17 protein-coding genes and 1 tRNA gene are annotated in these 26,179 nt (G+C 34.0%); 3 read left to right on the top strand and 15 right to left on the bottom strand.

The features are described from left to right. Positions 1-2: 2 nt before the first annotated feature. Complete coding sequence (gene ribF, locus BCI_RS02755) at positions 3-986, bottom strand: bifunctional riboflavin kinase/FAD synthetase (RefSeq protein WP_011520717.1); 984 nt, start codon at positions 984-986, stop codon at positions 3-5. 209 nt (positions 987-1,195) lie between these two features. Between ribF and rpsT the strand changes: the two genes are divergently transcribed. After that, a complete protein-coding gene (gene rpsT, locus BCI_RS02750; RefSeq protein WP_011520716.1) occupies positions 1,196-1,459 on the top strand; it encodes a 30S ribosomal protein S20 in 264 nt (87 codons plus the stop codon). Positions 1,460-1,491: 32 nt separating this feature from the next. Here the strand turns inward: rpsT and dnaJ are convergent, their stop codons facing one another. The 4 genes from dnaJ to dnaB all read right to left on the bottom strand — a co-directional run bounded on the left by dnaJ (position 1,492) and on the right by dnaB (position 6,433). Then, on the bottom strand, positions 1,492-2,610 hold the full coding sequence (gene dnaJ / locus BCI_RS02745) for a molecular chaperone DnaJ (protein WP_011520715.1): 1,119 nt from the start codon (positions 2,608-2,610) through the stop codon (positions 1,492-1,494). Positions 2,611-2,708: 98 nt separating this feature from the next. Then, positions 2,709-4,604 carry a molecular chaperone DnaK gene (gene dnaK / locus BCI_RS02740; RefSeq protein WP_011520714.1) on the bottom strand — a complete coding sequence of 632 codons (1,896 nt, stop codon included), beginning with the start codon at positions 4,602-4,604 and terminating at the stop codon, positions 2,709-2,711. Between the two features lie 265 nt (positions 4,605-4,869). Then, positions 4,870-4,942, bottom strand: a tRNA-Arg gene (locus tag BCI_RS02735). A gap of 78 nt (positions 4,943-5,020) precedes the next feature. Then, complete coding sequence (gene dnaB / locus BCI_RS02730) at positions 5,021-6,433, bottom strand: replicative DNA helicase (protein ID WP_011520713.1); 1,413 nt, start codon at positions 6,431-6,433, stop codon at positions 5,021-5,023. A 159-nt stretch (positions 6,434-6,592) separates the two neighbouring features. Here dnaB and BCI_RS02725 point away from each other — a divergent pair, with 159 nt between their 5' ends. Continuing rightward, complete coding sequence (locus tag BCI_RS02725; protein ID WP_011520712.1) at positions 6,593-7,183, top strand: anthranilate synthase component II; 591 nt, start codon at positions 6,593-6,595, stop codon at positions 7,181-7,183. Between the two features lie 83 nt (positions 7,184-7,266). On the opposite strand, the gene crp is transcribed toward BCI_RS02725, so the two are convergent. The 8 genes from crp to mutH all read right to left on the bottom strand — a co-directional run bounded on the left by crp (position 7,267) and on the right by mutH (position 20,169). Beyond that, positions 7,267-7,899 (bottom strand): cAMP-activated global transcriptional regulator CRP, encoded by a 633-nt coding sequence (gene crp, locus BCI_RS02720; protein WP_011520711.1) that lies wholly within the window; start codon positions 7,897-7,899, stop codon positions 7,267-7,269. A gap of 198 nt (positions 7,900-8,097) precedes the next feature. Further along, a complete protein-coding gene (recD, locus tag BCI_RS02715; protein ID WP_011520710.1) occupies positions 8,098-9,957 on the bottom strand; it encodes an exodeoxyribonuclease V subunit alpha in 1,860 nt (619 codons plus the stop codon). A gap of 47 nt (positions 9,958-10,004) precedes the next feature. Next, positions 10,005-13,556, bottom strand: coding sequence for an exodeoxyribonuclease V subunit beta (recB, locus tag BCI_RS02710; protein ID WP_011520709.1), 3,552 nt, complete (start codon positions 13,554-13,556; stop codon positions 10,005-10,007). A gap of 43 nt (positions 13,557-13,599) precedes the next feature. Continuing rightward, a complete protein-coding gene (gene recC / locus BCI_RS02705) occupies positions 13,600-16,896 on the bottom strand; it encodes an exodeoxyribonuclease V subunit gamma (protein WP_011520708.1) in 3,297 nt (1,098 codons plus the stop codon). A 71-nt stretch (positions 16,897-16,967) separates the two neighbouring features. Beyond that, positions 16,968-17,762, bottom strand: a complete 795-nt coding sequence (thyA, locus tag BCI_RS02700) for a thymidylate synthase (RefSeq protein ID WP_011520707.1) — start codon at positions 17,760-17,762, stop codon at positions 16,968-16,970. 30 nt (positions 17,763-17,792) lie between these two features. Then, entirely contained in the window at positions 17,793-18,650 is an 858-nt protein-coding gene (gene lgt / locus BCI_RS02695; RefSeq protein ID WP_011520706.1) for a prolipoprotein diacylglyceryl transferase, read from the bottom strand. 207 nt (positions 18,651-18,857) lie between these two features. Further along, positions 18,858-19,337 carry an RNA pyrophosphohydrolase gene (rppH, locus tag BCI_RS02690; RefSeq protein ID WP_011520705.1) on the bottom strand — a complete coding sequence of 160 codons (480 nt, stop codon included), beginning with the start codon at positions 19,335-19,337 and terminating at the stop codon, positions 18,858-18,860. A 157-nt stretch (positions 19,338-19,494) separates the two neighbouring features. Next, complete coding sequence (mutH, locus tag BCI_RS02685; RefSeq protein WP_011520704.1) at positions 19,495-20,169, bottom strand: DNA mismatch repair endonuclease MutH; 675 nt, start codon at positions 20,167-20,169, stop codon at positions 19,495-19,497. 307 nt (positions 20,170-20,476) lie between these two features. Between mutH and metC the strand changes: the two genes are divergently transcribed. Next, on the top strand, positions 20,477-21,667 hold the full coding sequence (metC, locus tag BCI_RS02680) for a cystathionine beta-lyase (RefSeq protein WP_011520703.1): 1,191 nt from the start codon (positions 20,477-20,479) through the stop codon (positions 21,665-21,667). 21 nt (positions 21,668-21,688) lie between these two features. Here metC and accA read toward each other — a convergent pair whose 3' ends face one another. Both accA and dnaE read right to left on the bottom strand, forming a co-directional pair. Continuing rightward, positions 21,689-22,648, bottom strand: a complete 960-nt coding sequence (accA, locus tag BCI_RS02675) for an acetyl-CoA carboxylase carboxyl transferase subunit alpha (RefSeq protein WP_011520702.1) — start codon at positions 22,646-22,648, stop codon at positions 21,689-21,691. 16 nt (positions 22,649-22,664) lie between these two features. Next, the gene (gene dnaE, locus BCI_RS02670; RefSeq protein ID WP_011520701.1) at positions 22,665-26,156 is read right to left on the bottom strand and encodes a DNA polymerase III subunit alpha; all 3,492 of its coding nucleotides are present in this window, start codon (positions 26,154-26,156) and stop codon (positions 22,665-22,667) included. Positions 26,157-26,179 lie beyond the last annotated feature (23 nt).

Here is a 26,179-nt window from a genome sequence, read left to right as displayed (position 1 = left end):
TCTCAGTTCATTCTTAATTGTTCTTTATTTGCCGATAGTAGCATTGGTGCGTATTTAAAATAGTTACGAACATTTGCTATATCATTCACTATTTGTTGCTTAAGTTCTTCTAGAGAAGCAAAACGTTGTTCTTTACGTATTTTGGCAAGTATAATAACTTCTAGATGATAACCATATAAATTTAAGGTCACATCTAGTAGATGAACTTCCATATGTTGCTGGTTGTGACTGTAATTAGTTACGGTTGGACGAGTACCTATATTAGCTATTCCAGGTAATGGATCTTTAGTAATACCATATACTTGTACCGCATATACTCCATTTAATGGAGCAAGTCTCCCTTTCAGCGATATATTTGCGGTAGGGAACCCTATAATACGGCCAAGTGCATCGCCATAAATTACCCTCCCGGAAATACGGTATAAGTGACCTAGTAGCATTTCCGCCTCATCTAAGCGGTCTTGTACTAGTGCTTGACGTATAGCAGTGCTACTAATACGTTGTCCATCTTCTGTATTGTAAGTCATAATATTTATTATATCGAACCCAACTTGGTTACTTGCATGCTTTAGCATAGTCAAATTACCCTGGCGACACTTACCAAAACAAAAATCATCACCAACACAAATTAAACGACCTCCTAGCTTATGTACTAAAATATCAAACAAAAAAGTTTTAGCACTAAGGTTAGAAAAGTATTTATTAAATGTAATACATAAGATTGCATCTACTCCAGCGGTAGCTAGATATTTAACTTTATCTCTAAAACGTGTAAGACGTACCTGTGCTTTAGTACCAGCAAAATATTCTTGTGGTTGTGGTTCAAAAATAATTACTATGGCTGGCAGCCTACGACGGCGACCCTCAGTCTGTAGTTTATTAATTAATGCTTGGTGTCCACGATGAAAACCATCAAAATTACCAATAGTTAGTACGCAGCCATGGTGACGTTGCTGTAAATTATGTATACCACGAATTAGCTCCATATTTGACTCAATACAGTAAATATTCGTAGATTATAGCTTAAGTTTACCTATTTGTTGTTTTCTCTTTAAGATCAAGCATATAAAAAAAGTAGCATTTAGCTATCAATTTTTTCTAGTGTATTAGCTAATAAAGCTATAATCTATTGTGCTAGAATTATTTTTGATGAATAATCAACAGAATATTTCTTGTAAAATGGAGATCAACAACCTTGGCAAATATTAAGTCAGCAAAAAAACGTGCCGTACAGTCTGAAAAACATCGTCTACACAATGCAAGTAGACGTTCAATGGTACGAACTTTTGTAAGAAAAGTATATAATGCTATCTTGACTCAAGATAAGAAAGCTGCGCAGCAAGCTTTTTCTGCTATGCAACCTATAGTTGATCGTCAAGCAAGCAAAGGTTTAATCCATAAAAATAAAGCAGCACGTTATAAATCTCATCTTATAACACAAATAAACAAAATGCACTAGCATATAGAATTTCTATAATATTAGATGGAATTCTAATGAGTTAGATCATCAAAAAATTTTTTTACTCCATCAAGAAAATTTTTCAAACGCGGACTATTTTTATTTCCACTTGGTCCGCCAAAGCTATCTTCTAAATCGAGTAAAAGTTGTTTCTGACGTTCGTTTAATTTTACTGGTGTTTCTACCACTACACGGCACAGTAAATCACCGTAGCTGCCGCTACGCATTGATTTAACTCCCTTACCACGTATACGTAAAATTCTACCTGTCTGGGTTTCTGCTGGGACTTTTAATTTAAGCTTACCATCAATAGTTGGGACTTCAATTTCACCACCTAATGCTGCCATAGCAAAATTAATTGGTACTTCACAGTATAGGTTATTATCTTCACGCTCGAAGATAAGGTGTTTACGTACTTTAACTTGTACGTATAAATCACCAGCTTGTGCACCATACTCACCAGCTTCGCCCTCACCAGATAGACGGATACGATCACCAGTATCCACACCAGACGGAATCTTCACTGAGAGCGTTTTTGATTTTTTAAGTCTACCGTTACCATTGCATTTAACACAAGGATCTTTAATTACTTTACCTTGTCCATTACAAGTTGGACATGCTTGTTGTACTGTAAAGAACCCCTGTCGTATTTGTACTTGGCACTGTCCATGACAAGTAGGACAGGTAATAGATGATGTACCTGGTTTAGCACCACTACCATGGCATGTTTGACATTCCCCTAAAACAGGAATACAAATTTCACGAGTAACTCCGCGCACGGCTTCTTCAAGAGTTAGTTCAATATTATAACGTAAATCWGCTCCTCTACTAGCTCGCTGACGACGGCCTCCTCCAAAAATATCACCAAAGACCTCGCCAAAAATATCGCTAAAGTCAGTACCTCCTCCCATACTACTATTACCTGATTCAAAAGCCATATGGCCGTATTGGTCGTATGCAGCACGTTTTTGCACATCAGTTAATATTTCGTATGCTTCTTTAATTTCTTTAAATTTTACTTCAGCTTCAGCATTTCCTGGGTTTCTATCTGGGTGAAATTTCATTGCTAAACGTTTATAAGCCTTTTTAATTTCACGTTCGTCGGCGTTTTTCGGAACGCCTAAAATATGATAATAGTCTGATTTCGCCATCGGTTATTCCTGTCCTCGACATGCTTGCACGAACATATATTTTTTGATACTCGAGCTTGCAGCTAACAGCAAGTGAGGACTCAATATGTTCGGGGCGATTATTTTTTATCTTTTACTTCTTCAAACTCAGCATCTACTACGTTACCATCAGTCTTAACATTATCGTTTGTAGCTTGGTTTTGCTGTTGTGTTAATTTCAGCAATTTACTAGAAACTTGAATTAAGCTTTGTATGTTAGTTTCAATATCCGTTTTGCTTTCACCTTTTAATGCAGTATTCAAACTTTGAATAGCATTTTCTATAGCGTTTCTATCTTCCTGAAGTAGCTGATTACCATATTCTGCTAGTTGTTTACGCGTACTATGCATTAAGTTATCAGCTTGATTACGGGTTTGTACGAGTTCTTCAAATTTACGATCGGATTCAGCATTAGCTTCTGCTTCTCGTACCATTTTTTTAATTTCTTCCTCACTGAGACCAGATGAGGCTTTTATGGTAATTTTTTGTTCGCGACCACTGTTATTATCCTTAGCTGATACATGTAGAATGCCGTCAGCATCAATATCGAATGTTACTTCAATTTGTGGAATACCACGCATCGCTGGAGCTATACCATCTAGATTAAACTGTCCTAAAGACTTATTATCCATAGCGCGTTTACGTTCGCCCTGTAGTACATGAATAGTCACAGCTGACTGATTATCCTCGGCTGTTGAGAATATTTGACTATGCTTAGTCGGAATCGTAGTATTTTTAGCAATTAATGCGGTCATAACACCACCCATAGTTTCAATACCGAGTGATAGTGGCGTTACATCTAAGAGTAGTACATCCTTTACATTGCCAGATAGTACACCACCTTGAACTGCAGCGCCGATAGCTACTGCTTCGTCTGGATTAACATCTTTTCGTGGTTCTTTACAAAAGAAATCAGTAACTTTCTTTTGTACTAATGGCATACGTGTTTGACCACCAACTAAGATCACATCTTTAATATCAGAAATAGATAAACTAGCATCTGTTAGTGCGACTTTTAAAGGATCCATAGTCCGGTTCACTAAGTCTTCGACTAAAGACTCGAGTTTTGCACGGGTAATTTTAAGATTCATATGCTTAGGACCGGTAGAATCCGCAGTAATATAAGGCAAGTTAACATCAGTCTGTTGTGCTGCAGATAGTTCAATTTTTGCCTTTTCTGCGGCTTCTTTTAAACGTTGCATAGCTAGAGGATCATTACGTAGATCAATTCCCTGGTCTTTCTTAAATTCATCTACTAAGTAATTAATTAATCTACTATCAAAGTCTTCACCACCAAGATGGGTATCACCATTAGTAGCTAACACTTCAAAAGTTTTCTCGCCATCCACATCATCAATTTCAATAATTGAAATATCAAAGGTTCCACCACCAAGATCATATACAGCAATAGTACGATTACCTATTTCCTTGTCTAAACCGTAGGCTAAAGCAGCAGCAGTAGGTTCATTTATAATACGTTTAACCTCAAGACCTGCAATTCTACCAGCATCTTTAGTTGCTTGGCGTTGTGTATCATTAAAGTAAGCTGGTACCGTAATAACGGCTTCTGTAACCGATTCACCTAAATAATCTTCTGCTGTTTTTTTCATTTTTTTTAAAATTTCAGCAGAAACCTGTGGTGGTGCAATTTTTTGGCCTTTTATCTCTAACCAAGCATCGCCGTTATCAGCAGCAATGATCTTGTAAGGCATAATATCTACATCACGTTGTACTTCTTCATCTTCAAAACGGCGACCAATTAAACGCTTAATAGCGAATAGGGTATTTTTCGGGTTAGTAGCAGACTGACGTTTAGCCGGTTGGCCAACTAGAATCTCACCATCCTGGGTATAGGCAACAATAGAAGGAGTAGTACGATCACCTTCACTATTTTCTAGTACACGAGTTTTAGTGCCTTCTACAATAGCGATACAGGAGTTAGTTGTACCTAAATCAATGCCAATTATTTTTCCCATCTAAACATCTCCACAAAAAAATTACATTTGTTGTGATCGTAAACCTAATGTTCGTTCTTAACTTTTTTTATATTGAGCTGACTCTGAACTTCGTAGGTTCAATAACGTTCGATGCAAATTAAGATGGGGTCACCCTTATCAGCATCAAGGGGATTAATCAAAAAAAATTATGATGAGTGTTGTACTTAGATGAGTTTTACTAGATAATTATTAATCTAGAATGGGATTATTAGCACCTACTATACTAATTTAAATAGTAGAGATTTATCCCCGACAGGAATCGAACCTGTAACTAGTTCTTAGGAGGAACTTGTTATATCCTTTTTAACTACGGAGACATTTTTAACTACGTAGATATAATAAACATCAGTGATTATAGCTTCCAGTAGTTATTTTTAAATTATTCTTTATTCTAACTAATCACTATCTTGATCTTGTAGATCAGCATAATTATCAAATCTGGACCACTGCTGGTTAAAAGTTAACCGTATAGTACCGATAGGACCGTTGCGTTGTTTACCTAGTATAATTTCAGCAATACCTTTCATATCACTATTATTATTATAAACTTCATCACGGTAAATAAATATTATTAAGTCTGCATCTTGTTCGATTGAACCAGATTCACGTAGATCTGAGTTAACAGGACGCTTATCAGCACGCTGCTCTAAGCTTCTATTTAACTGAGAAAGAGCAATCACCGGTACCTGTAACTCTTTAGCTAATGCTTTTAGTGAGCGGGATATTTCTGTAATCTCCATAGTACGGTTATCAGCTAATGCTGGAACACGCATTAATTGTAAATAATCAATCATAATTAGACTCAGTCCATCGTGTTCACGAAATACTCGTCTTGCTCGAAAACGTACATCTGTGGGTGTTAAACCTGATGAGTCATCAATGTATAACATATTCTGTTTTTTTAGCAAAATACCCATAGTACTAGATAGACGTGCCCAATCTGAATCATCTAATCTACCAGTACGGATACGAGTTTGGTCTACACGTGATAGTGAAGCTAACATACGTATCATTATCTGTTCACCAGACATCTCTAGGCTAAAGATAAGAACTGGTTTTTCTTCTGTCATAGCCGCGTGTTCGCACATATTCATAGCTAAAGTTGTTTTACCCATGGAGGGTCGTGCGGCAACTATAATTAAATCAGATTTCTGTAATCCAGCCGTTTTTCTATCTAAGTCTTGGTAACCACTTGATACACCAGTTACACCATCATGTGGATTCTGATATAGTTGCTCAATGCGTGTAACGGTTTTTTCAAGAATAAGGTCAATACTTTTAGGACCTTCATCTTTGTTCGCTCGATTATCAGCAATTTTGAATACCTGAGATTCGGCAAAATCGAGCAACTCTTCACTACTTCTTCCCTGTGGATTATATCCAGCATTTGCAATCTCATGAGCAACAGTGATTAGTTCACGAACAATAGCCCGCTCACGAATAATATCTGCGTAAGCAGATATATTAGCAACACTAGGGGTATTTTTTGATAACTCAGCTAAGTAAGAAAAACCACCCACGGCGTCTAACTTACCTTTTTGTTCTAAAGATTCGGCAAGAGTAATGAGATCGATTGGTTTACTCATATCGAATAACAGTTGCATTTCGCGAAAAATCAACTGATGAGGGCGATTGAAAAAATCATCAGTTGCTACACGTTCGGAAATATTATCCCACCTTTTATTATCCAGCATTAAGCCGCCTAGCACTGACTGTTCTGCTTCTAATGAAGAAGGTGGTATTTTTAAAATATCTACATGATAATCTGGGTAGCAATTTTCTTTATTCTTGTTTTTTTTTTCTAACATACAATGATGACTTTGCTTGATAATTCATAGGGGAATAACGCAGTATTGTATTTTTTATAATAGAACTAATATATGCTTTATAACTTATTAAAGTACATTTAGTCTAAGCAACGATTTTATCTTGCTCTTTCAGTTAAGCAAGAAAGTAAAGGCTATTTTATGAGCAAGTTATTAATAATCGATAATTACGATTCTTTTACCTGGAATCTATATCAATATTTTTGTGAATTAGGCCAACAAGTTGAAGTAAGACGGCATGATCGTATTAATATACGAGAGATTGAGCAGTTAGCGCCTCACAAACTTGTAATTTCTCCTGGTCCTGGTACACCAGATCAAGCAGGTATTTCACTATCTGCTATCCACTATTTCTCTGGTAAGCTACCTATTTTAGGTGTCTGCCTTGGTCATCAGGCTATTGGTCAAGCCTTTGGTGCGAAAGTTGTACGTGCGCACCAAGTAATGCACGGGAAAATTTCTTATATTCGACATAGTCGAACTGGACTATTTGCTGGATTAATACAACCACTCAAAGTTATACGCTATAATTCTTTAGTCCTAGATCCTACTAGTATTCCATCTTGTTTAGAAGTAACTGCCTGGAGTTTGCATCCAGGAAGAAAAAAAGAGGAAATAATGGCTATTAGCCATCGCTCTCTAGCGATAACTGGAGTTCAATTTCACCCTGAAAGTATTATGAGTGAACAAGGACATCAATTATTAGCTAACTTTCTGCAATTATCAAGTTAACGAATTGGTAAGCATAGACTAATTATAAATAAATCAGTCTATGCTTACTTAATGATTAAGTTAAAATGTAAACAAACATAAAGCTAACGAGTACCATAGATTACGATTGTTTTACCATAAGCAGATAATATTTGTTGATTTTCAAGTATTTTTAAAACACGACCAACAGTCTCTCGCGAGCATCCAACAATCTGACCAATTTCCTGTCGGGTAATTTTGATTTGCATACCGTCTGGATGAGTCATGGCATCTGGTTGTTTACTAAGATCAAGTAATGTTTGTGTAATGCGTTTTGTAACATCACAAAATGCTAAATTACCTACTTTTTCTGAGGTTACCTGTAAGCGATTAGCCATCTGCGATGCTAGGCGTAATAGAATATCTGGATTAACTTGAATTAGATGTCTAAATTTAGAATAGGATATTTCAGCTACTTCGCAAGCTGTTTTTGTCCTCACCCAAGCGCTACGTTCCTTACTTACGTTAAATAAACCTAACTCACCAATAAAATTATCTTGATGAAGATAAGAAAGAATCATTTCTTTCCCCTCTTTATTCTTGATAATTATAGAGACTGAACCTTTTATCAGATAGTAAAGAGTATTTGCTTTTTCACCTTGATAAATTAAAGTACTCTTAGATGTATAATTGTGAATATGGCAATGAGACAAGAACCATTCTAGCGTAGAATCTATTGGTGGTTTACCAAGAACCATTCTCTTTTTATCCTCATTTTATCATCGTTATCCTTAATATAAGAAGACGACCTCTTGCTTGTTCGATTCTATTAATAAAATGAATCTCGTTAGAGGTTATTTGGTAAACATTATTCCATTTATTAATATAAAACATTGGAATATGTAATTAGCATACACAATATATATTGTTTTTATATAACCTCTACCATGCTAATATTACTCCATCATTCTTCGCAACCGGTCTGTTAGACCACTACGTCGTTGAGTAGGATGAGTAATAATATCAGCGAGTATTTCATTATCTGGAGCATAAATAGAAAGAAACTTACGTGCTTTTGTTACTCCAGCATATAAAAGCTCACGAGTAAATATAGGAGAGCATATCTCATCTGGTAGTACCAGTGCAGCATGGGTAAATTTTAATTCCTGTGACTGATAGACTGTAATTGCAAACGCAGTTGCGTATTTAGGTAAATAACTAGTAGCTACTACTTTTATGCTGTTATTAGGCAATATAAAATATGCATGTAGTTTATTATTTTTACTCTCAGAGAGTATGAGCCCAATATCCCCATTATATAAGCCTAGTGATTGTATATCATGTAGAAGTATAATTGGTTGACCAGCATAAGTACTACTATTCTTCTTAAGAAGACCATAGTATATCAGCGTTTGTTCAATGCAATRATTTAAGCAAACTACGCCAAATTTCCCTTTCCTGAGCATTGAAAGCAACCGGTAACGGTTAAATTCTTCTATGATAGAGGCCGGTGATTCACCGGCATTTAATAGTTGTAAATAATTAGAATAATTTGTAACACAGTCATGTACCATCCGTTGGTAATCTAACTCACAATGTCGCTGTATATAGTAAATATCAGCATATTTGCTTGAATTAAGCAAGATAAGAGCATCATTGTTATTACCGGTGTTAATCATATTTGCTAATATACTAATACCAGAACTATCTTTTAAAGAATTGTTGTTTTGTAATAAACACAAGCTATCTGTTACTTGATAGCTAAACATATTATTGGTGCGGTTGTTAGATAACTGGTATCCTGTTAATCTGGATAATTCTTGACAGCGTTTAATACTATAACCATGATCTATTAATTGAAAAATATCACTAAATACAGTTCCAGTATCAACTGATATAAACTGATCATCATTACCCAGAAATATGACTCTAGCTTGCGCTGGTAGCGCATTAATTAGATTGGCCATCATAGGAAGATCAACTATTGATGATTCATCTAAAATTAAAATATCTAAATATAGTGGATTATCACAATAATATTGTATACGCCTACTGTTAGGTTGCGTACCTAACAATTTATATAAGTTTATGACCTGATATGTAATCTTATATCTTAAATAATCATGAGTTAATATCATCATTGATCGAGCAATATAATCAGTTAATTGAGCAGTTACTTTACTAGTAGGAGCTGCTATTATGATATGTAAATATTCACTCTTATTAATTTGTAATATAGCAGCTAGTAACTTAGTTATCATTGTATTTTTATCGTTACTAGTACGGTAGGATATAAGCGAAACTTTGCTCGTAAGTGCCAATGCAATAGCAATTTTTTGCCAATTAATACTATTATTAGTAGTAGGGAAAAGGGCATTAAGTATATTACGTACTATATTCTCATCATAAGGAACTAGCATAGATCGTTGAAAAAAATGAGCAACAGTACATTCATCTTGCCATAGACGATGTAAATAAAGCTGTTGTTTATCTAGAACTAATGGCGTAGATCTTGAACCATCGCTCACTGATGGCGATGTTAGTAGTAAATTTTGCCAATCGTTCAGCTGGAGGCTTCCAGCTTGTTGCCAAGCTTGTTGCGCAAGTTTTGGATGAAGACCTTCAAATAAGGTATCTGGTGTTAATAGTGAAAGTGGTAGACAAACATGTCCCATACCGACATCAGCACTTAGACAAGCACTAGCTAGAAATAAAGCATCCGTTGAATGCGATAGCGCTACCATAAGATGAGCAAAATGAATATCTAAAGGTCGCCATAAACCGAGTTTTTGTGCTTGAAGTATAATATTTTCCATGATATACGTATAGTTAAAACTATTTATTTAGTATTCTAACAATTAGATTACATTTTACCGTTAAACATTTGATCTAGTTTATTGATAAGTGATATGTCTGGACGATATGTATAAATACTTTCAATTGGTAGATTAAGTTCTATACCACGAATAAACAAATAAAAGATTCCACCAAAATCACGCTGATAATCATAATTAACTAATCTATGACGCATATAACGGTGTAATGCTAGGGTATAAAGTTGATATTGCAATTCGTATCGATGCTGAATCATAGCCTGTTCTATAGCTTCTTTGGTATAAGCAGAGCTATCTTCCCCAAGCCTATTAGATTTATAATCTAATAGGTAATAACGGTTTTGCCAACAAAATACTAAATCTATTACTCCTGTTAGCATTCCTTTGACTGGTGTAAAATCTAGTGTTGGACAACGTAAGGATAAAGGGTCATAATTCTTACATAATTTATCCATATCTTGTGCTCTCAATGTTGTATTGATAGGCAATAAAAATGGCAATTCGGTGCAATAGTTTCTATGATCTAACTTACTAAGTGATAAATTAGAATTGTTTAATGGTGCTGTTATTACTTTATGGAGCCATTGTTGAAGAACTAACAACCAACATTGATCAATGTTATGTTTAGTTAGTTCCAGACTTAATTGAGTACTATCTATTTGTTTGGAAAAATCTATGGTTTCAAAGATACTATGTAAAAATTTTCCAGCTAATTTCCCACATGGGAAAGTATGTTGTGTGAGTTCTGTGATGTACTGTTGATGATTCAACAGATCAACATTTATGTTGGAATATAATTGTTGTTGTGCTTTATCATTGAATCTTATTGATGTAACTGCTGTATTTTTTTGTAACTCGGTATAGCTAGTTATTTGCCATCTATCAAATAGATTAATAGGTAAATGTCGTGCACTAAGCTCCAAATTCGCTACTGGTATTGACACAATAGTATGAGATAGCGGAGATTTATTTATCTCACATAGTGAGATATCTCCTTCTGCGCGAACAAGAAGTTTTTCTAACTGACTACGTAAAAATATAGCATTACCAGCATTACCTTGTTGTATTAGGTAACCTAATGCGCTTAGGTGTAAATCGCTCGTACTTGTTATTTTACTATACCCATGGTATATCGGAGCAATACCGATACAGCAGTGGTAAATTGAACGAGTTACAGCAACATATAATAACCGTAAATCTTCTGCTAGACGTTTATCATCCTCAGTTAAATTCATACTATTAGGTGCTATACTTAAATCTAACCCTGCTGGATATAATTGTCTATCGTGAAACATAGAATGTTTTTTTGATCGGAAATTAGAAGCAAATGGTAGTAGAACGAGTGGAAATTCTAAGCCTTTTGATTTATGTATCGTAATAATATGTACTAAATTATGATGGTTTTCTAGCCATAGTTGTTGATTTTTATCTTTATCATTTGGATCTGTAATTTTTACAGATAGCCAACGTACTAGCGCATATTCATTATCAAATTGTACTGATGCTTGCTGTAATAGCTCGCCTAAATGTAGTACGTTTGTAATACAACGCTCACCACTATAGCTAGACAACCAGAACTCTGCAATATGGTTTTCTATTATGATATGACGTAACATGGGTAAAATACCGTGTTGTTGCCAAATTTTATGATACAAATTAAATTTACCTCTCCATTTATTATTAATTTTCTCATTAATATTAAAAGACTCAATAACATCTACTTCACCACCTAATAAGCTAGTAGCTAGTGCACAGCGTAGTTTATTATGTTGTTCTGGCTCTACAATTGCCTGTAATAAACACATGATTTCACGTGCCTCAATAGTTTGAAATACGCTAGAAAAGCTAGAAACGTAAACAGACTTAATAGATAATGCAGTCATGGCATCATTAATTAATGCAGCTTCATCACGATTACGTACTAAAACTACAATATCTGATGCTTGTAATTGCTTTCGTCCTTTATTACTTTCTAGCCATGCTAGTCCAGCGTTAGAAGATCTTAGCCAGTAACTGATAGTAGCGGCACATTGATGTGCCATGCTTTTTTGATAATGAGCTACTCCTACGTTATTACTAGCTTGTAGCCATAATAGCATTGCAGGTTGCGCCTTTTCGTCTAGCATAAACTGTAAGTTAGAATTAAATGCTGATGCTACTGCTGGTTTAAATGGAATTTCACTAAAAATAAATGGGATAGGTAAACTCTGAAATAATTGATTAACAGCATTAACCATACCTGGAGCAGATCGCCAGTTAGTGTCAAGTGTATAGCACTCTTTAACTAGTTTACGTGCATGTATATATGTAAAAATATCAGCACCACGAAAAGAGTAAATTGCTTGCTTAGGATCTCCAATAAGTAATAATACGGTATTTTTAGTAAGATCATATAACCGTTTAAATATACGATATTGTAATGGATCTATATCCTGAAATTCATCAATCATCGCAACAGGATATCGGCTACGAATAAAATTGGCGAAAATTTCACCATGATTACTAGTCAGTATATTATCGAAGTCTTTTAGTAGGTCATGAAATGACATTATATTTTTTAGGTTTTTTTCTTTTTCTAAAGAAGGGATAATTTCATTTATTGCTAAACGAAGAATAAATTCTTGTAGCGAAAATTGATAATTTAGATAGAATTTTGCTAGTTCTTTAAAGAACAAATGATCCCGTATTTCTACGGGTAAAGTATTAGTATTACACAATAAATAGTTTAGCCTTTCTAGTTCTATAGGTATAGCGTAATCTACCGTTAGTTTATTAGCCCATATACTAATTTTTTTTTTCCAGTTTAAGGCTGTTTTTTTACAAATTCCATTAATTGGGATATACTGTATAAATATGGACCATTGTTGCATAAACAAAAGCCATTGTTTTTTTAATGCATCAATATAATTAATGATTTTATTATGATGATCAATAATAGAAGCTGTTGTTATCAATTGATCAGATACAATAATCGATTCAATATGCATATTATGCAAATAAGGTAATAGTGAAGTTAGTAGCTGATCAGGCCCTGTCCAATATTGCTGAACTATTCGCGCTACAGAATCTGGCAGTGGAGAACAATAACGGCGCCAAAAATCAGTAACTACCTGCTGAAGTAAATGAGTGTCATCCTCTAATAACTGTTTCTGTGACCAGAAACTAGATTCAAGTAAGTTATAATTAATATTCAACATTCTTTGACAAAAACCATGAATAGTGAATATTGCAGCTTCATTTATTTGCTGTTCTGCAGCTAATAATTGGTTGATAGCTAAAGGTATATTTTTTATTTGTAAGAGTAACGCTGCTAATAGCGGATCATTACTATAACCACAAACACAAGATATACGTAAGCGGTGTATAGTATCATGAATACGGGAACGTATTTCCTTAATAGCAGCTTCAGTAAATGTAACTAATAGAATCTCTGTTATGCTAAGAGGTCGATGATAAGCAGATAATCCACCTATTCCTAGCAACAGCCGTAGATAAAGTATAACTAAAGTATAAGTTTTACCGGTACCAGCAGAAGCTTCAATTAAACAATGTTGTTTGAGTTGTAATGTAATTGGGTTCATAGTACTATGCAGAGTACTTAACCTATTTTATTTAATAGGTATGCTAATTTACTAAGTCGACTTTATTACTAATATTAAATTTTAACGGAGGTAAAAAATAACATTCTACTGCCTTAATTATAGCTATAATATAATTTTCATTTAATTGAAGTATAAGTTTTTGTAGATATAAATCACTACTTTCACCAGGAAAAAGATGATTTCCTTCCCAAGCTTTGATCATATAATTTCGTGCTGTCCTTTGACAATCTTTCTCCCAATTAATCATTCTAGTTTTTTTGTTAAAGCAATGAGTTAACCATGCTCCACCTGAACGATTCAGTAATAATAATGGTTCTGACATCCCTTGCCAATAACCTTTTATTAAAGTAAGTAAATACTTTTTAGCTTCATCAGAAGATAATACAGGAAAACACCACTGACTATTCGTCCCAAACATACGGCTTTGACCATTTCCACCAATGGCACAATAGGCTAAATGTTCTATCCATAGTTGTAAACCATGCTTCATTGATAAGTTATGAGGATACCATCGTACTAGACCATTACATTGAATTTTTGATAACCAACCTATAAGAACTGTATTATCTATATTAAGTTGAATTTTTTCTGTATGCTGCTCGGGTAATATATATGTGCGTATTTGATCTACAAGATAAATCATTTTACTACATTGTTTAGTCCAGTATAATTTACCAAAAGCGCCATAAGCAAGTAAACCCGCAGCACGTACTTGTTGGTATATTACATCTAGATTTTTTCCCTCTATTAGAGCATTTAATATTTTTTCTTTTATTTTATAGTGACTAATGCCTTTTACTATAAAGGGTTCATTTTCAGAAATATCTTGTGGTTCGTTATATAACCAAAGATCTAATCTTTGCTGGAACCATGTACGTACTGGATGCTGATAAAATTTTTTTAAATTTGCTAATAACAGCATATTTTCTTGCTTCTTAGTTGCTAGAGATTTATTCATGAAAAATCTATTTTGCGTATTATTACTACGAAAACTAGCTTTAGCAGCTAAAAGCCATTCCTTAGCAAAACTTTGATTTATACTGCCAGGGATAAAGTTTTCTGGCGCAAAAGGCATACGGCTATGCCATTGCCATAAATGTTTACGTATATGTAGATTACAAGTATGCTCATCAAGCTGTTCATCGCCTGATAGATAAAAATTTTGTGTAATATAATTAGTTAATTCACTAATAAGTATAGATGGAGAACGTAATGTATTATCTTGAATGAAATAACCAATAAAACTAATATACAGTTTTTGCTGTGCAGATAAAAGTAATTCTAGAAAGATATATCGATCTTCATCGTATCTATTATAATCGCCTCGACGTGGCTGCTGCTTCATCAAATCAAAATTTAACGGTAAGATAGAATGCGGATATATACCGTCGTTCATGCCTAGTAAGCAAATTACCTTAAAAGGAATTGAGCTAGTTGGCATAATAGTGCAGAAAATTATGTTACTAGATATGAAAGACTGATTGAGATGCTTTTGTTGGAGACGCATATTTAGTTCGTCATACAATCGAGCAATTGATACTGGCTGGTCATAATTTGCCTTTATACCACACTGTAGTATCTGTTGCCATTGATCTAAGATTATTACTAGCGCAGTTTCTACTTCTTTATTAACATTAGTAACAAAAAAGTCTTTTATCATATCGCTAGCACAATGTAACCATTCTGTAAGCTTGCGAGGTTTCTTTAGGTTCTTACGCCAGCGTCGTAGTCTCATTATTAATTCTGCTAAATTACCTATTAATTCAGCTCTTTTTCCACTAGATTCATCATAGGGTAAAATTCCCTGCCAAATACCATTGCTACTATCTATAGCATAACCTAATAACATACGGTTTAAACCAAACTCCCAGGTATGTTGACTAGTAGTAGGTAACATAAGATCGCGTTGAGTATCATCATCTAATCCCCAACGTATACCAGATTCTACTATCCATTTGCGTAATATCGTGAGATCTATTTGGCTAATAGAGAAATGTTTTGCTAATACTGAAGTATCCAATAAAGATAATACCTCTTCAATAGTTAATCTACTAAATGGTAGTTTAAGTAACCGAAGAAAAACTGATAATACTGGATTGGTATGTTTTACAGTACGATCATAAATCGTAAATGGTAGATAACGATCGGTAGTAGCATTACCGAAAACTGCTTTAATAGCTGGGATATATAGATTAATATCAGTAACCATTACAATGATTTCGCATGGTAAAAGAGATTGTTCTTGCGCTATCATTGCTAATATCGCATCGTGTAATACTTCTATTTCACGCTGTGGACTATGACAAACATTTATGCTAAGAGAATGATCGTTATGCTGTAGTAAACGTTTTACCTTTGCATTATGAAGATGACAAACTATATTATCTTCTAAAATATCTAGCTGCAATAAACTTAATAACGATTTTTCCTGAGATAATTCTACAAAAGCATCTATTTTCTGTATATTTTTTAGTTCTGATAGCAAAGAGATAGTATCTTTTCCCTGTTTACCCCAATATTCTAATAAAGGATTTATACTCTTCTGGTTAGTATTGGTACTATATATAGGTTGTTGAGTATAGCTCTGCTTATTAATTCTATTAAAACGATAAGGATTAACTAACATAAAGTGGATATCTATATGGTTACTTAGTGCTTGTAATACTTGTAAATAAATAGGTGGTAGCGAAGAAACAGCATAAATAAATATACGATCAGGTAACCCCGATGGTCGTACTGTCATATGTTTCATAGCCTGAATAAAAAGCTGATATAAATTAGTACTTAACATGTTTTCTTCTATGAGCGCTCGCCATAGAAGCGCTTGCCAATTTTGATCTGGACCTAAAGAAGCTACACGTTTGCCCTGTTGCCATATTTCTAACCAATCCGGACGATACAAAAAATATTGATAAAAAAGATCTGCAATTTTTTCTGATAAATGAAATTGTTTCCGTTTATCTACGTCATTGTGCAAATATTGACGAATAAGGGAGCAATTAGGTTGATCGTAAAAATGTGGTAAAATTAATCTTATTTTCCAAGATATTAATGATCTAGAAAAGAACATTTCTAGATTCATCTCTGGTAGTATACTAGATAATAGTTTATAAATAAAAATAGTTGGTGTAGAAAAGCGAATATTAGCAGCTATGCCTAATGACATAGCTAATTCTACTTGTAACCATTGTGTTATATTATGATTCTGTACTAATATAATTTCTGGTTGTAGGGTTTCACGTAGCTTACGCTCTGATATTAAACTAATTAAAATAGATGTTATTACATCTAGTTTATTCGACTGATAAATTGTAAACATTTTTTTTAAATAGGTACAGCAGCACATTATTAAGTAGATATCTTCTCTTAGCTTAGTTAAGAGAAGAAGAGTTAAACAGCTACTTGTGCTTTAATAGCTGGATGTGGATCATAGCCACTTAAATAGAAATCATCAAACTGATATTGAAATAATGAAGCAGGACGACGCTTAATTATTAACTGCGGTAATGGCCGTGGATTACGTTTAAGTTGTAAATCTGTTTGCTTCAGGTGATTACGGTATAGATGGATATCGCCACCCGTCCATATAAATTCTCCTAGTTGCAAATCACACTGTTGTGCAACCATATGTATGAGTAGTGCATAGCTAGAGATATTGAATGGTAAGCCTAAGAACATATCGCAAGAACGTTGATATAGTTGACAAGATAAAACACCATTAGCAACATAAAATTGAAATAATACATGGCATGGTGCTAACGCCATTTGTTTTATTTCACCAACGTTCCAAGCGGAAACAATAATACGGCGTGAGTCTGGATTATGCTTTAATTGCAGCATAACATCACTTAATTGATCAATATAACTACCATCTGCAGTGCCCCATGCACGCCACTGACGTCCATAAATGGGACCTAAATCACCTTTTTCGTTGATCCATTCATCCCAAATAGTTACGTGATGTTTTCTTAAATAGTTAATATTTGTATCTCCATTTAGAAACCAAAGTAATTCATAAATAATTGAACGTAGATGGCACCTTTTAGTAGTAATTAAAGGGAATCCATGGCTGAGATTAAAACGCATCTGATGACCAAAAATAGATAATGTACCAGTATTCGTACGATCTACTTTTGATATACCCTGTGTGCGTACTAAGCGCATTAATTCTAAATACTGTTTCATGATACGTTATCAAATGTAATTGATAATAACTTAGGTTAAGCGATAATAAGCCCAGGATAAAATTATTACCCCAGCTATAATCATGGGTATAGATAAGATCTGACCCATACTAATCATATCATGAAATAATCCTAGCTGAGCATCAGGTTGACGAACAAATTCAACTATAAGACGAAATATGCCATAACAAATCAAGAATATGCCAGATATACTTCCCATAGGACGCTGTTTATAGCTAAATATTTTTATTATACAAAATAATACTATACCTTCTAGTATCATTTCATATAATTGAGATGGATGCCGAGGCAACATACCATATTGTTCGAATAGTATTCGGAATTGCGGATTTGTAAGCATGAGCGCTTTATCAGCATCTCTAGAACCTGGAAATAACATAGCCCAGTAAGTATTAGTCGTTACTCTACCCCATAGCTCACCATTAATAAAATTACCTAACCTTCCTAATCCTAGACCAAATGGTACTAGTGGTACAATGACATCAGCTATTTGAAAAAAATGACGTTGAGTATGGCAAGAAAACAAAAAAATCATAACTATTACACCAATCAAACCACCATGAAAAGACATACCACCATCCCAAACTTTAAATAAACATAATGGTTTCTCTAAGAAAAAATGTAAGTTATAAAACAATACATAACCTATGCGGCCACCAATTAATAATCCGATAAAACACATGTGCAATAAGTATTCTATTTCTCTTTTGTTCCAATCATTATCAGGCTTATTAGCGTATCGCATTGCCATCCATATAGCAAACCAGAAGCCAACTAGATACATAATACCATACCAATGTATAGAAACTGGACCAAAAGAAAGTAATACTGGATTGATATTTGGAAAAAATAGATATTGATTGATCATTACTATCACCGTAGATAATAATACTAATTAACATAGTTATGAACTATATTGAATGAAACGTATTTTTGTTTTTATAGTAATTATGATAGATAATCTATAACTAAAGGAAACAATCAATACAAATACTTTTGTTAAAAGTTATATGTTGTAAATATTGAGGTATTTATTATTCTCAGTACTAGAAAATTGTTACTAAATAGTATTAGACTATTCGGGTAGCATTATTGCTCTAGAGAATTCCTTCATCATTCTGCGGTATACATTACGCTTAAAGAAAACTACCTGACTAAGAGGATACCAAAAACTAACCCATTTCCAACTATCGAATTCAGGTTTTTTTCCACACTGTATATTAATTCGCGTATCCTTACATACCAGTTGTAATAAAAACCATTTTTGTTTTTGGCCAATGCATATTGGTTTCGCGTCCCATCGTATAAATTGATGAGGAATTTTATATTTTAACCAGTAACGTGTTGTAGTTAAAATACGAACATCTTTAGGTCTTAGTCCTACTTCTTCGAATAGTTCACGAAACATAGCTTGTTCAGCTGTTTCACCAGAATTAATACCTCCTTGTGGAAACTGCCAAGCATTTTGTTTGTATCGTCTAGCCCATAATACTTGTCCATTAAAATTACCAATGACAATACCAACATTTGGGCGGTAGCCATATTCATTAATCACCTAACAACCTCGATTACATAATAATATGCTCTCAGTCATACTAGCAATAGTACAATAAACTATTACTTTGACATATTAGCGTATTTTGTTTATTATTTAAATAACTACAAGATGAGTTGGTTATCTAATAGATAGAGAGATATAAGTATATATTTTCTCAATAAAAATTGCGTGCTAATAATTGATTGGTAAAATTTTTTTTGAGGTAAAATCCTAATGGCATGGTACGTATTGGTTCACCTAGTTTTCCAATAGCAGTAGTTAAAACCAAGCTATTAGCTGCTTTTGGTCGTAGTTGTAATACCTTGCCATACTTAGCAGTAATATGTTTTACATTGCCTAATACGATTAAATCCATTAGTTCCTCCCAATCACACTGTAACTGTAGTGCTTCTTGTGCTGAAGGACTCCATAATATAGGAGTTCCAATATGCCTTTGAGCTACAGGAATTTCACGCTGTCCTTCTACTGGAATCCACAAAACACGAGCTAACTTATAACGTACATAGCTAACTTCCCATGTAATACCAGTTTTACCGGTAAGTGGAGCTGTACAGACAAAAGTTGTTTCTAACGATCTACCATTGTTATCGACTGGTATAGTCTTTAATTCAATACCGATAGTAGCAAAGTCTTGCTCCGGCTTATTACCCGCACTAGCACCTAGGTATTTTTCTAGCAATAGACCTATCCAACCTTTATCACGCTTAAGATTATTTGGGGTTACTATATTAGCATGTACTGCTAGCTCTCCTAATGATAAACCAGCTAGTTTTTTAGCACGGTATAACAATTCAATTTCATTAGCTGGTGGTGTTAGAGATAAAAACATGCTTATAGAAGCCTATTCTTTTTTAAAAAATTTATTTTAAATCATTATATGTGATAAATAAAACATTACTGACATTCGATCTCGTAATTTTAATAAAATTAATAGTTAATTATTTAGATTAAGATTAATATCTTTAGTTTAAATAATAAAATTATCTAATTGATATTAGATGTTAACTAATAATAGTGAATTACTATCTATAATAAGTTATTAACTTACATTCTAGTCTTTACTAGATAGCTAAAACTTAATTGAGCAAATAAATATTACTGAGAACTTTTTTCTGCATAACAACGAAGTACTTATCATGACGGCAAATAAATTAGCCACTATACTCACAAGAGCAGGTAGGAAAAAAAAATTCACTCATGGTGCAGTTAATGCTGTAATACAGCGTGCATCCTCACTAGTATTTGATTCAGTTCAACAGCAACAACAGGCAATTGCTGGACGTACTCGTGGTGAATTATTTTACGGTAGACGTGGTACTTTAACTCATTTTTCCCTACAGGAAGCAATGGTTGAACTAGAAAATGGCGCTGGCTGCGCTCTTTATCCTTGTGGTACCGCAGCTATTACTCATGCTATTCTTTCTTTTGTATCATCAGGTGGAAATATTTTAGTAACAAATTCAGCTTATGAACCAACACAACATTTTTGTCAGTTTATTTTAAGTAAGATGAATATTACTACTACTTGGTTTGATCCGCTAATTGGCGATGGTATTAGTAATTTAATTATGCCTAATACACAGGTAGTATTTCTAGAATCTCCTAGTTCTATTACCATGGAAATACAAGATATTCCTGCTATAGTACATGCAGTTCGTATGATCAATCCTGATATTATTATTATGCTAGATAATACTTGGTCAGCTGGTATATTGCTGAATGCGTTAGATTTAGGAGTAGATATTTCTATACAGGCAGGTACTAAATACATTATTGGTCATTCTGATGCCATGATTGGTACAGCAGTAGCCAATAAACGTTGCTGGGATCAACTGCGTGAACAATCTTATTTAATGGGACAAATGGTAGATGCTGATACAGCTTATATGGCTTCTAGGGGATTACGCACACTTAGTGTTAGGTTACAACAACATGAAGCAAACGGATTATGTATCGCACATTGGCTTTCTAATAGACCAGAAATAGAGAGAGTTAACCATCCTGCTTTACCTAGCTGTAAAGGGCATGAAATATTTAAGCGAGATTTTAGTGGTGCGAGCAGTTTATTTTCTTTTCTTTTTAAAAAAAGATTGAGTAATATCCAGCTTGCTAATTATCTAAATAACTTTGAATATTTTAGTATAGCTTACTCTTGGGGGGGATTTGAATCATTGATTCTAGCTTATCAGCCTGAGGAACTGTCAGTAATTCGTCCTACTATTGGTATAGACTTTACAGGTACATTAGTCCGACTACATATAGGACTAGAAAGTAGTAGTGATTTAATTCGAGATCTATCAAATGGTTTTGATCGTCTGACAGAATAATCTATATTAACAGTCCATTAATTAACAATAACCGTATTTCATAATACGGTTATAACGACGATCTAGTAATTCTTGTTCGTTCATTCTATCTAATTCTGATAAATCAAATAATAGCTGTTTTTTTAATGATGCAGCCATTATTGCTACATCGCGATGAGCTCCACCTAGAGGTTCTGGTATAATGCTATCAATTAACTTTAGTTTCTTTAGTCGTGCAGCGTTAATACCCATGGCTTCAGCAGCAAGTGGTGCTTTATCGACACTTTTCCATAAGATAGAGGCACAGCCTTCTGGTGAAATAACCGAGTAGGTACTATATTTAAGCATATTAACTTTATCACCAACACCAATAGCTAATGCGCCACCAGATCCTCCCTCACCAATAATAGTACTAACGATTGGGACTCTTAGGTAAGCCATCTCTCGTAAGTTTGTTGCTATTGCTTCTGACTGTCCCCGCTCTTCTGCGCCAATACCTGGATAAGCTCCAGGAGTATCGATAAATGTTAATATTGGTATACTAAATCTATCTGCCATTTTCATTAAACGTAATGCTTTACGATAACCTTCAGGTGCTGGCATACCAAAGTTACGACGGATCTTTTCTTTTATTTCTCGTCCTTTCTGATGTCCAATAATCATTACTGGACGCGAGTTTATGCGGGCTAATCCACCAACAATCGCTTTATCATCAGCATAAGCGCGATCACCTGCTAGTTCATCAAAGTCAGTGAATATATACTGTACATAATCTAGCATATATGGTCGGCATGGATGCCGTGCTAATTGAGCAATTTGCCATGCACTAAGATGTGCAAAGATTTTACGGGTTAGCTCTATGCTTTTATCACGTAGTCTTTTTATTTCTTCATTGAAATTAGTATCACATGTTTTATCTATACTACTAATTGATGTCAGCGATTCAATTTTAGCTTCTATATCCGCAATTGGCTGCTCAAAATCAATAAAATTAATACTCATACATAATATTTCTATATTAGTTAAATTCTATTTTAATCCCTTCATTTCCTACTAAATTACGTAAATCATTCAGTAAATAGTCAGTTAGTTTTACCTTCCAGGTTATATTATAATGCAACTGTACACGTGTATTGTTCTTATTATAATAAAGGTGCACTGGTATTGCTCCAGCTTCTAATGCATGTGATTTCAAAGATAAATCTAGATTCTTTAAAAAAGATTCATTTATTTGCTGAGCTGTGAGGAATATAGCAATTCCAGCAGCGTACTTATTGCGTGCGGTATTAATATCCATGATCTTATGTGCAATTACCTTCAAGGTGCTCTGAGTATTAGAGAAGCGAACTTCTCCTTCTACAAGCAGAATGTTATCTACTTTTAAGAAAGACTTGTATTGATCTAGCATATCGGATGATATTGCTATATCTAAATGTCCAGTCATATCATCTATAGTACAAATACTAAGACTCTGATTATTGTTAGTTATTATGTTCCTTATTGACAATAATAATCCAACGACCGTTATTTTTTTACTACATGTTATGAGAGGTATATCTTTTAATCGTAAACCTTTAGTATAAAATTTAATTTCATATAAATATTCTATAATAGGATGACTTGTTAAATAAAGTCCTAAAGTCTCTTGTTCACCCTTAAGAATTACTTGTTTTGACCAAGGTTGAATATTTTTACTCTTATGAGAATAGTCTAATATACATTGCTTATCTGCTTGTGTACTAAACATATCTATTTGACCGATCATGTTTAATTTAGTATATTGATCTGCCGTTTTTAGCGCGGTCTCTAGTTCGTTCATTAGGGCTGCACGATGTGAACCTAATTGATCACAGGCACCAGATATAATCAGCTTTTCTAGTATGCGGCGATTTAGCTTTTTAGTACATGTACGTATACATAAATCTAATAAATTAGAAAATTTTCCTCCTGTATTTCTTGCTTCAAGAATAGTTGTTATTGGTCCCTCACCTAAGCCTTTAATAGCACCAAGACCATAAATAATCTGACTATTTTTATTAACATGAAAATAATAATGACTTATATTAATATTTGGTGGTAATACTGTAATACCCATACGTAAGCATTCGTATACTAGTATTGCTAGCTTATCAATATTATCTATATCTGCAGTCATAGCAGATGCCATAAATTGAGATGGATAGTGCGCTTTTAGCCATAATGTTTGGTAAGAAACAAGAGCATAGGCAGTAGAGTGGGATTTATTAAAACCGTATCCAGCAAACTTTTCTACTAAATCAAATATCTTCATTGCGAGTTTACTCTCGATACCCATTTTTTCTGCACCAATCTTAAAAATAGCACGCTGTTTTACCATTTCTTTAGGTTCCTTTTTGCCCATAGCTCTACGTAGTAGATCTGCTTCACCAAGCGTATATCCTGCAAGAATTCGCGCTATTTGCATTACTTGTTCTTGATAAAGAATAATACCGTAAGTTGGTTCTAGAATAGGCTGTAAGGACGGGTGTTGCCACTGTATATCAGGATAACAAATTGTTTCCCTACCATGTTTGCGGTTAATAAAATTATCTACCATCCCAGACTGAAGTGGACCTGGACGAAATAGTGCTATTAATGCAATTATATCCTCAAAGCAGTCTGGTTGCAGACGCCTAATTAATTCTTTAATACCACGTGATTCTAGCTGAAATATAGCTGTAGTATCTGCACATAACAACATATCGAAGCTTTTTTTATCATCTAATGGAATAGTTGTGATCTCAATAGGATTGAGTTTGCTGTGTATATGCTTATTAATCATTTCTAGTGCTCGGTTAATAATAGTTAAAGTACGTAAACCGAGAAAATCAAATTTTACTAAACCAGCATATTCGATATCATTTTTATCAAATTGTGTTAGAGGACACTTACCTTCAGAATCATAGTATAGCGGTGCAAAGTCAGTAATTTTTGTAGGTGCAATTACTACTCCGCCAGCGTGTTTACCTACGTTACGGGTTACTCCCTCTAACTTACGTGCTAGATCTATTAACAATGTTACATTTTCATCAACATTATATATTTGCCTTAGCTGTGGTGCTATAGCTAAAGCTTTATCTAACGTAATTCCTGGATCATGTGGTACTAATTTAGATATTTTATTAACAAAACTATAAGGATAACCTAATACTCGTCCAACATCGCGGATTACTGCTTTAGCTGCCATCGTCCCAAAAGTAATTATTTGTGATACAGCATCACGACCATAAGTTTCTGCTACGTGATTAATTACTAAATCTCTTTTTTCCATACAGAAATCAATATCAAAGTCAGGCATTGATATACGCTCAGGATTAAGAAATCTCTCAAATAGCAGATCGAAAGGAAGTGGGTTAATATCTGTGATTTTAAGAGCATAAGCTACTAAAGAACCTGCACCAGATCCACGTCCTGGTCCTACTGGAATACTATTATCTTTAGACCATTGTATAAATTCCATAACGATAAGAAAGTAACCTGGAAAGCCCATACCGTTAATTACCTGTAACTCTTGATCTAACCTCTGATCATAAGGTAATCGATTATCTTTGAGCTGTATTAAATCTGGAAAAAGAAACGCCAGCCGTTCCTCTAAACCTTGACGTGCACATTTGATTAAATAGCTATTAGTTGATATATTACCAGTATAAAACTGCGGTAAAAAATATTCACCAAGGCGGATAGTTACATTACAACGAATAGCAATTTCTACACTATTAGCTAATGCTTCTGGAATATCTTTAAATAATTCGCACATCTCCTGTTCGCTGCGAATATATTGTTGTGAACTATAATCATACGACTGTTTAACATTATCCAATAAACATCCATTATGGATCGCCACTCTAATATTATGTGCTTGGAAATCATCAGAACTAATAAAACGGACATCATTAGTAGCTACTACTGGTAGTCCATTTTTTTTCGCAAGCAAAACAGCAAGATTTAAATATTTTTCTTCATTTAATCTACCAGTACGGATTAATTCTAGATAATATCGATCTGGAAAATAACGATGATAAAAGGCTAGACATTTTTTTACTTGTTGCATTTTATCATTAAGTAATAATTTGCCTACATCACCTTTACGTGCCCCAGAAAGGATAATTAAACCTTGATTATGTTGAATTAGCCAGTCTCGATCAATAACTGGACCAGCAGCGCCGTAACCTCGCCGATATGCTTGGGAAATTAGCATAGTTAAACATTGATAACCAATATAGTTAGTCGCTAGAATAGTTAATTCAGTAAGTTCCCCACCTAATATAGGGTTGTACATTAAGAAATCAGCACCTATAATAGGCTTAATACCTACACTATTAGCTGCTTTATAAAACTTAATAATACCATAAAGATTAGTCACATCAGTAAGAGCTAATGCTGGCATATTTAAAGAAACTGCTTTTTTTACTAATGAACTAACTTTGATTAATCCATCAATAATAGAATAGTCGCTATGAATACGTAAATGAATAAAACTAGGTTCGATCATATATTTTAGTTTTAGCTTAATAG

Source organism: Baumannia cicadellinicola str. Hc (Homalodisca coagulata) (assembly GCF_000013185.1).
Lineage (GTDB): Bacteria > Pseudomonadota > Gammaproteobacteria > Enterobacterales > Enterobacteriaceae > Baumannia > Baumannia cicadellinicola_E.
This window is presented reverse-complemented; position numbering and strand designations above follow the sequence as displayed.

Bases quoted from the DNA above. Each gene is read 5' to 3' on its own strand.
- ribF (WP_011520717.1), bottom strand. From the start codon at position 986: ATGGAGCTAATTCGTGGTATACATAATTTACAGCAACGTCACCATGGC.
- dnaK (WP_011520714.1), bottom strand. From the start codon at position 4,604: ATGGGAAAAATAATTGGCATTGATTTAGGTACAACTAACTCCTGTATC.
- dnaB (WP_011520713.1), bottom strand. From the start codon at position 6,433: ATGTTAGAAAAAAAAAACAAGAATAAAGAAAATTGCTACCCAGATTAT.
- BCI_RS02725 (WP_011520712.1), top strand. From the start codon at position 6,593: ATGAGCAAGTTATTAATAATCGATAATTACGATTCTTTTACCTGGAAT.
- crp (WP_011520711.1), bottom strand. From the start codon at position 7,899: ATGGTTCTTGGTAAACCACCAATAGATTCTACGCTAGAATGGTTCTTG.
- recB (WP_011520709.1), bottom strand. From the start codon at position 13,556: ATGAACCCAATTACATTACAACTCAAACAACATTGTTTAATTGAAGCT.
- recC (WP_011520708.1), bottom strand. From the start codon at position 16,896: ATGTTTACAATTTATCAGTCGAATAAACTAGATGTAATAACATCTATT.
- thyA (WP_011520707.1), bottom strand. From the start codon at position 17,762: ATGAAACAGTATTTAGAATTAATGCGCTTAGTACGCACACAGGGTATA.
- lgt (WP_011520706.1), bottom strand. From the start codon at position 18,650: ATGATCAATCAATATCTATTTTTTCCAAATATCAATCCAGTATTACTT.
- mutH (WP_011520704.1), bottom strand. From the start codon at position 20,169: ATGTTTTTATCTCTAACACCACCAGCTAATGAAATTGAATTGTTATAC.
- metC (WP_011520703.1), top strand. From the start codon at position 20,477: ATGACGGCAAATAAATTAGCCACTATACTCACAAGAGCAGGTAGGAAA.
- accA (WP_011520702.1), bottom strand. From the start codon at position 22,648: ATGAGTATTAATTTTATTGATTTTGAGCAGCCAATTGCGGATATAGAA.
- dnaE (WP_011520701.1), bottom strand. From the start codon at position 26,156: ATGATCGAACCTAGTTTTATTCATTTACGTATTCATAGCGACTATTCT.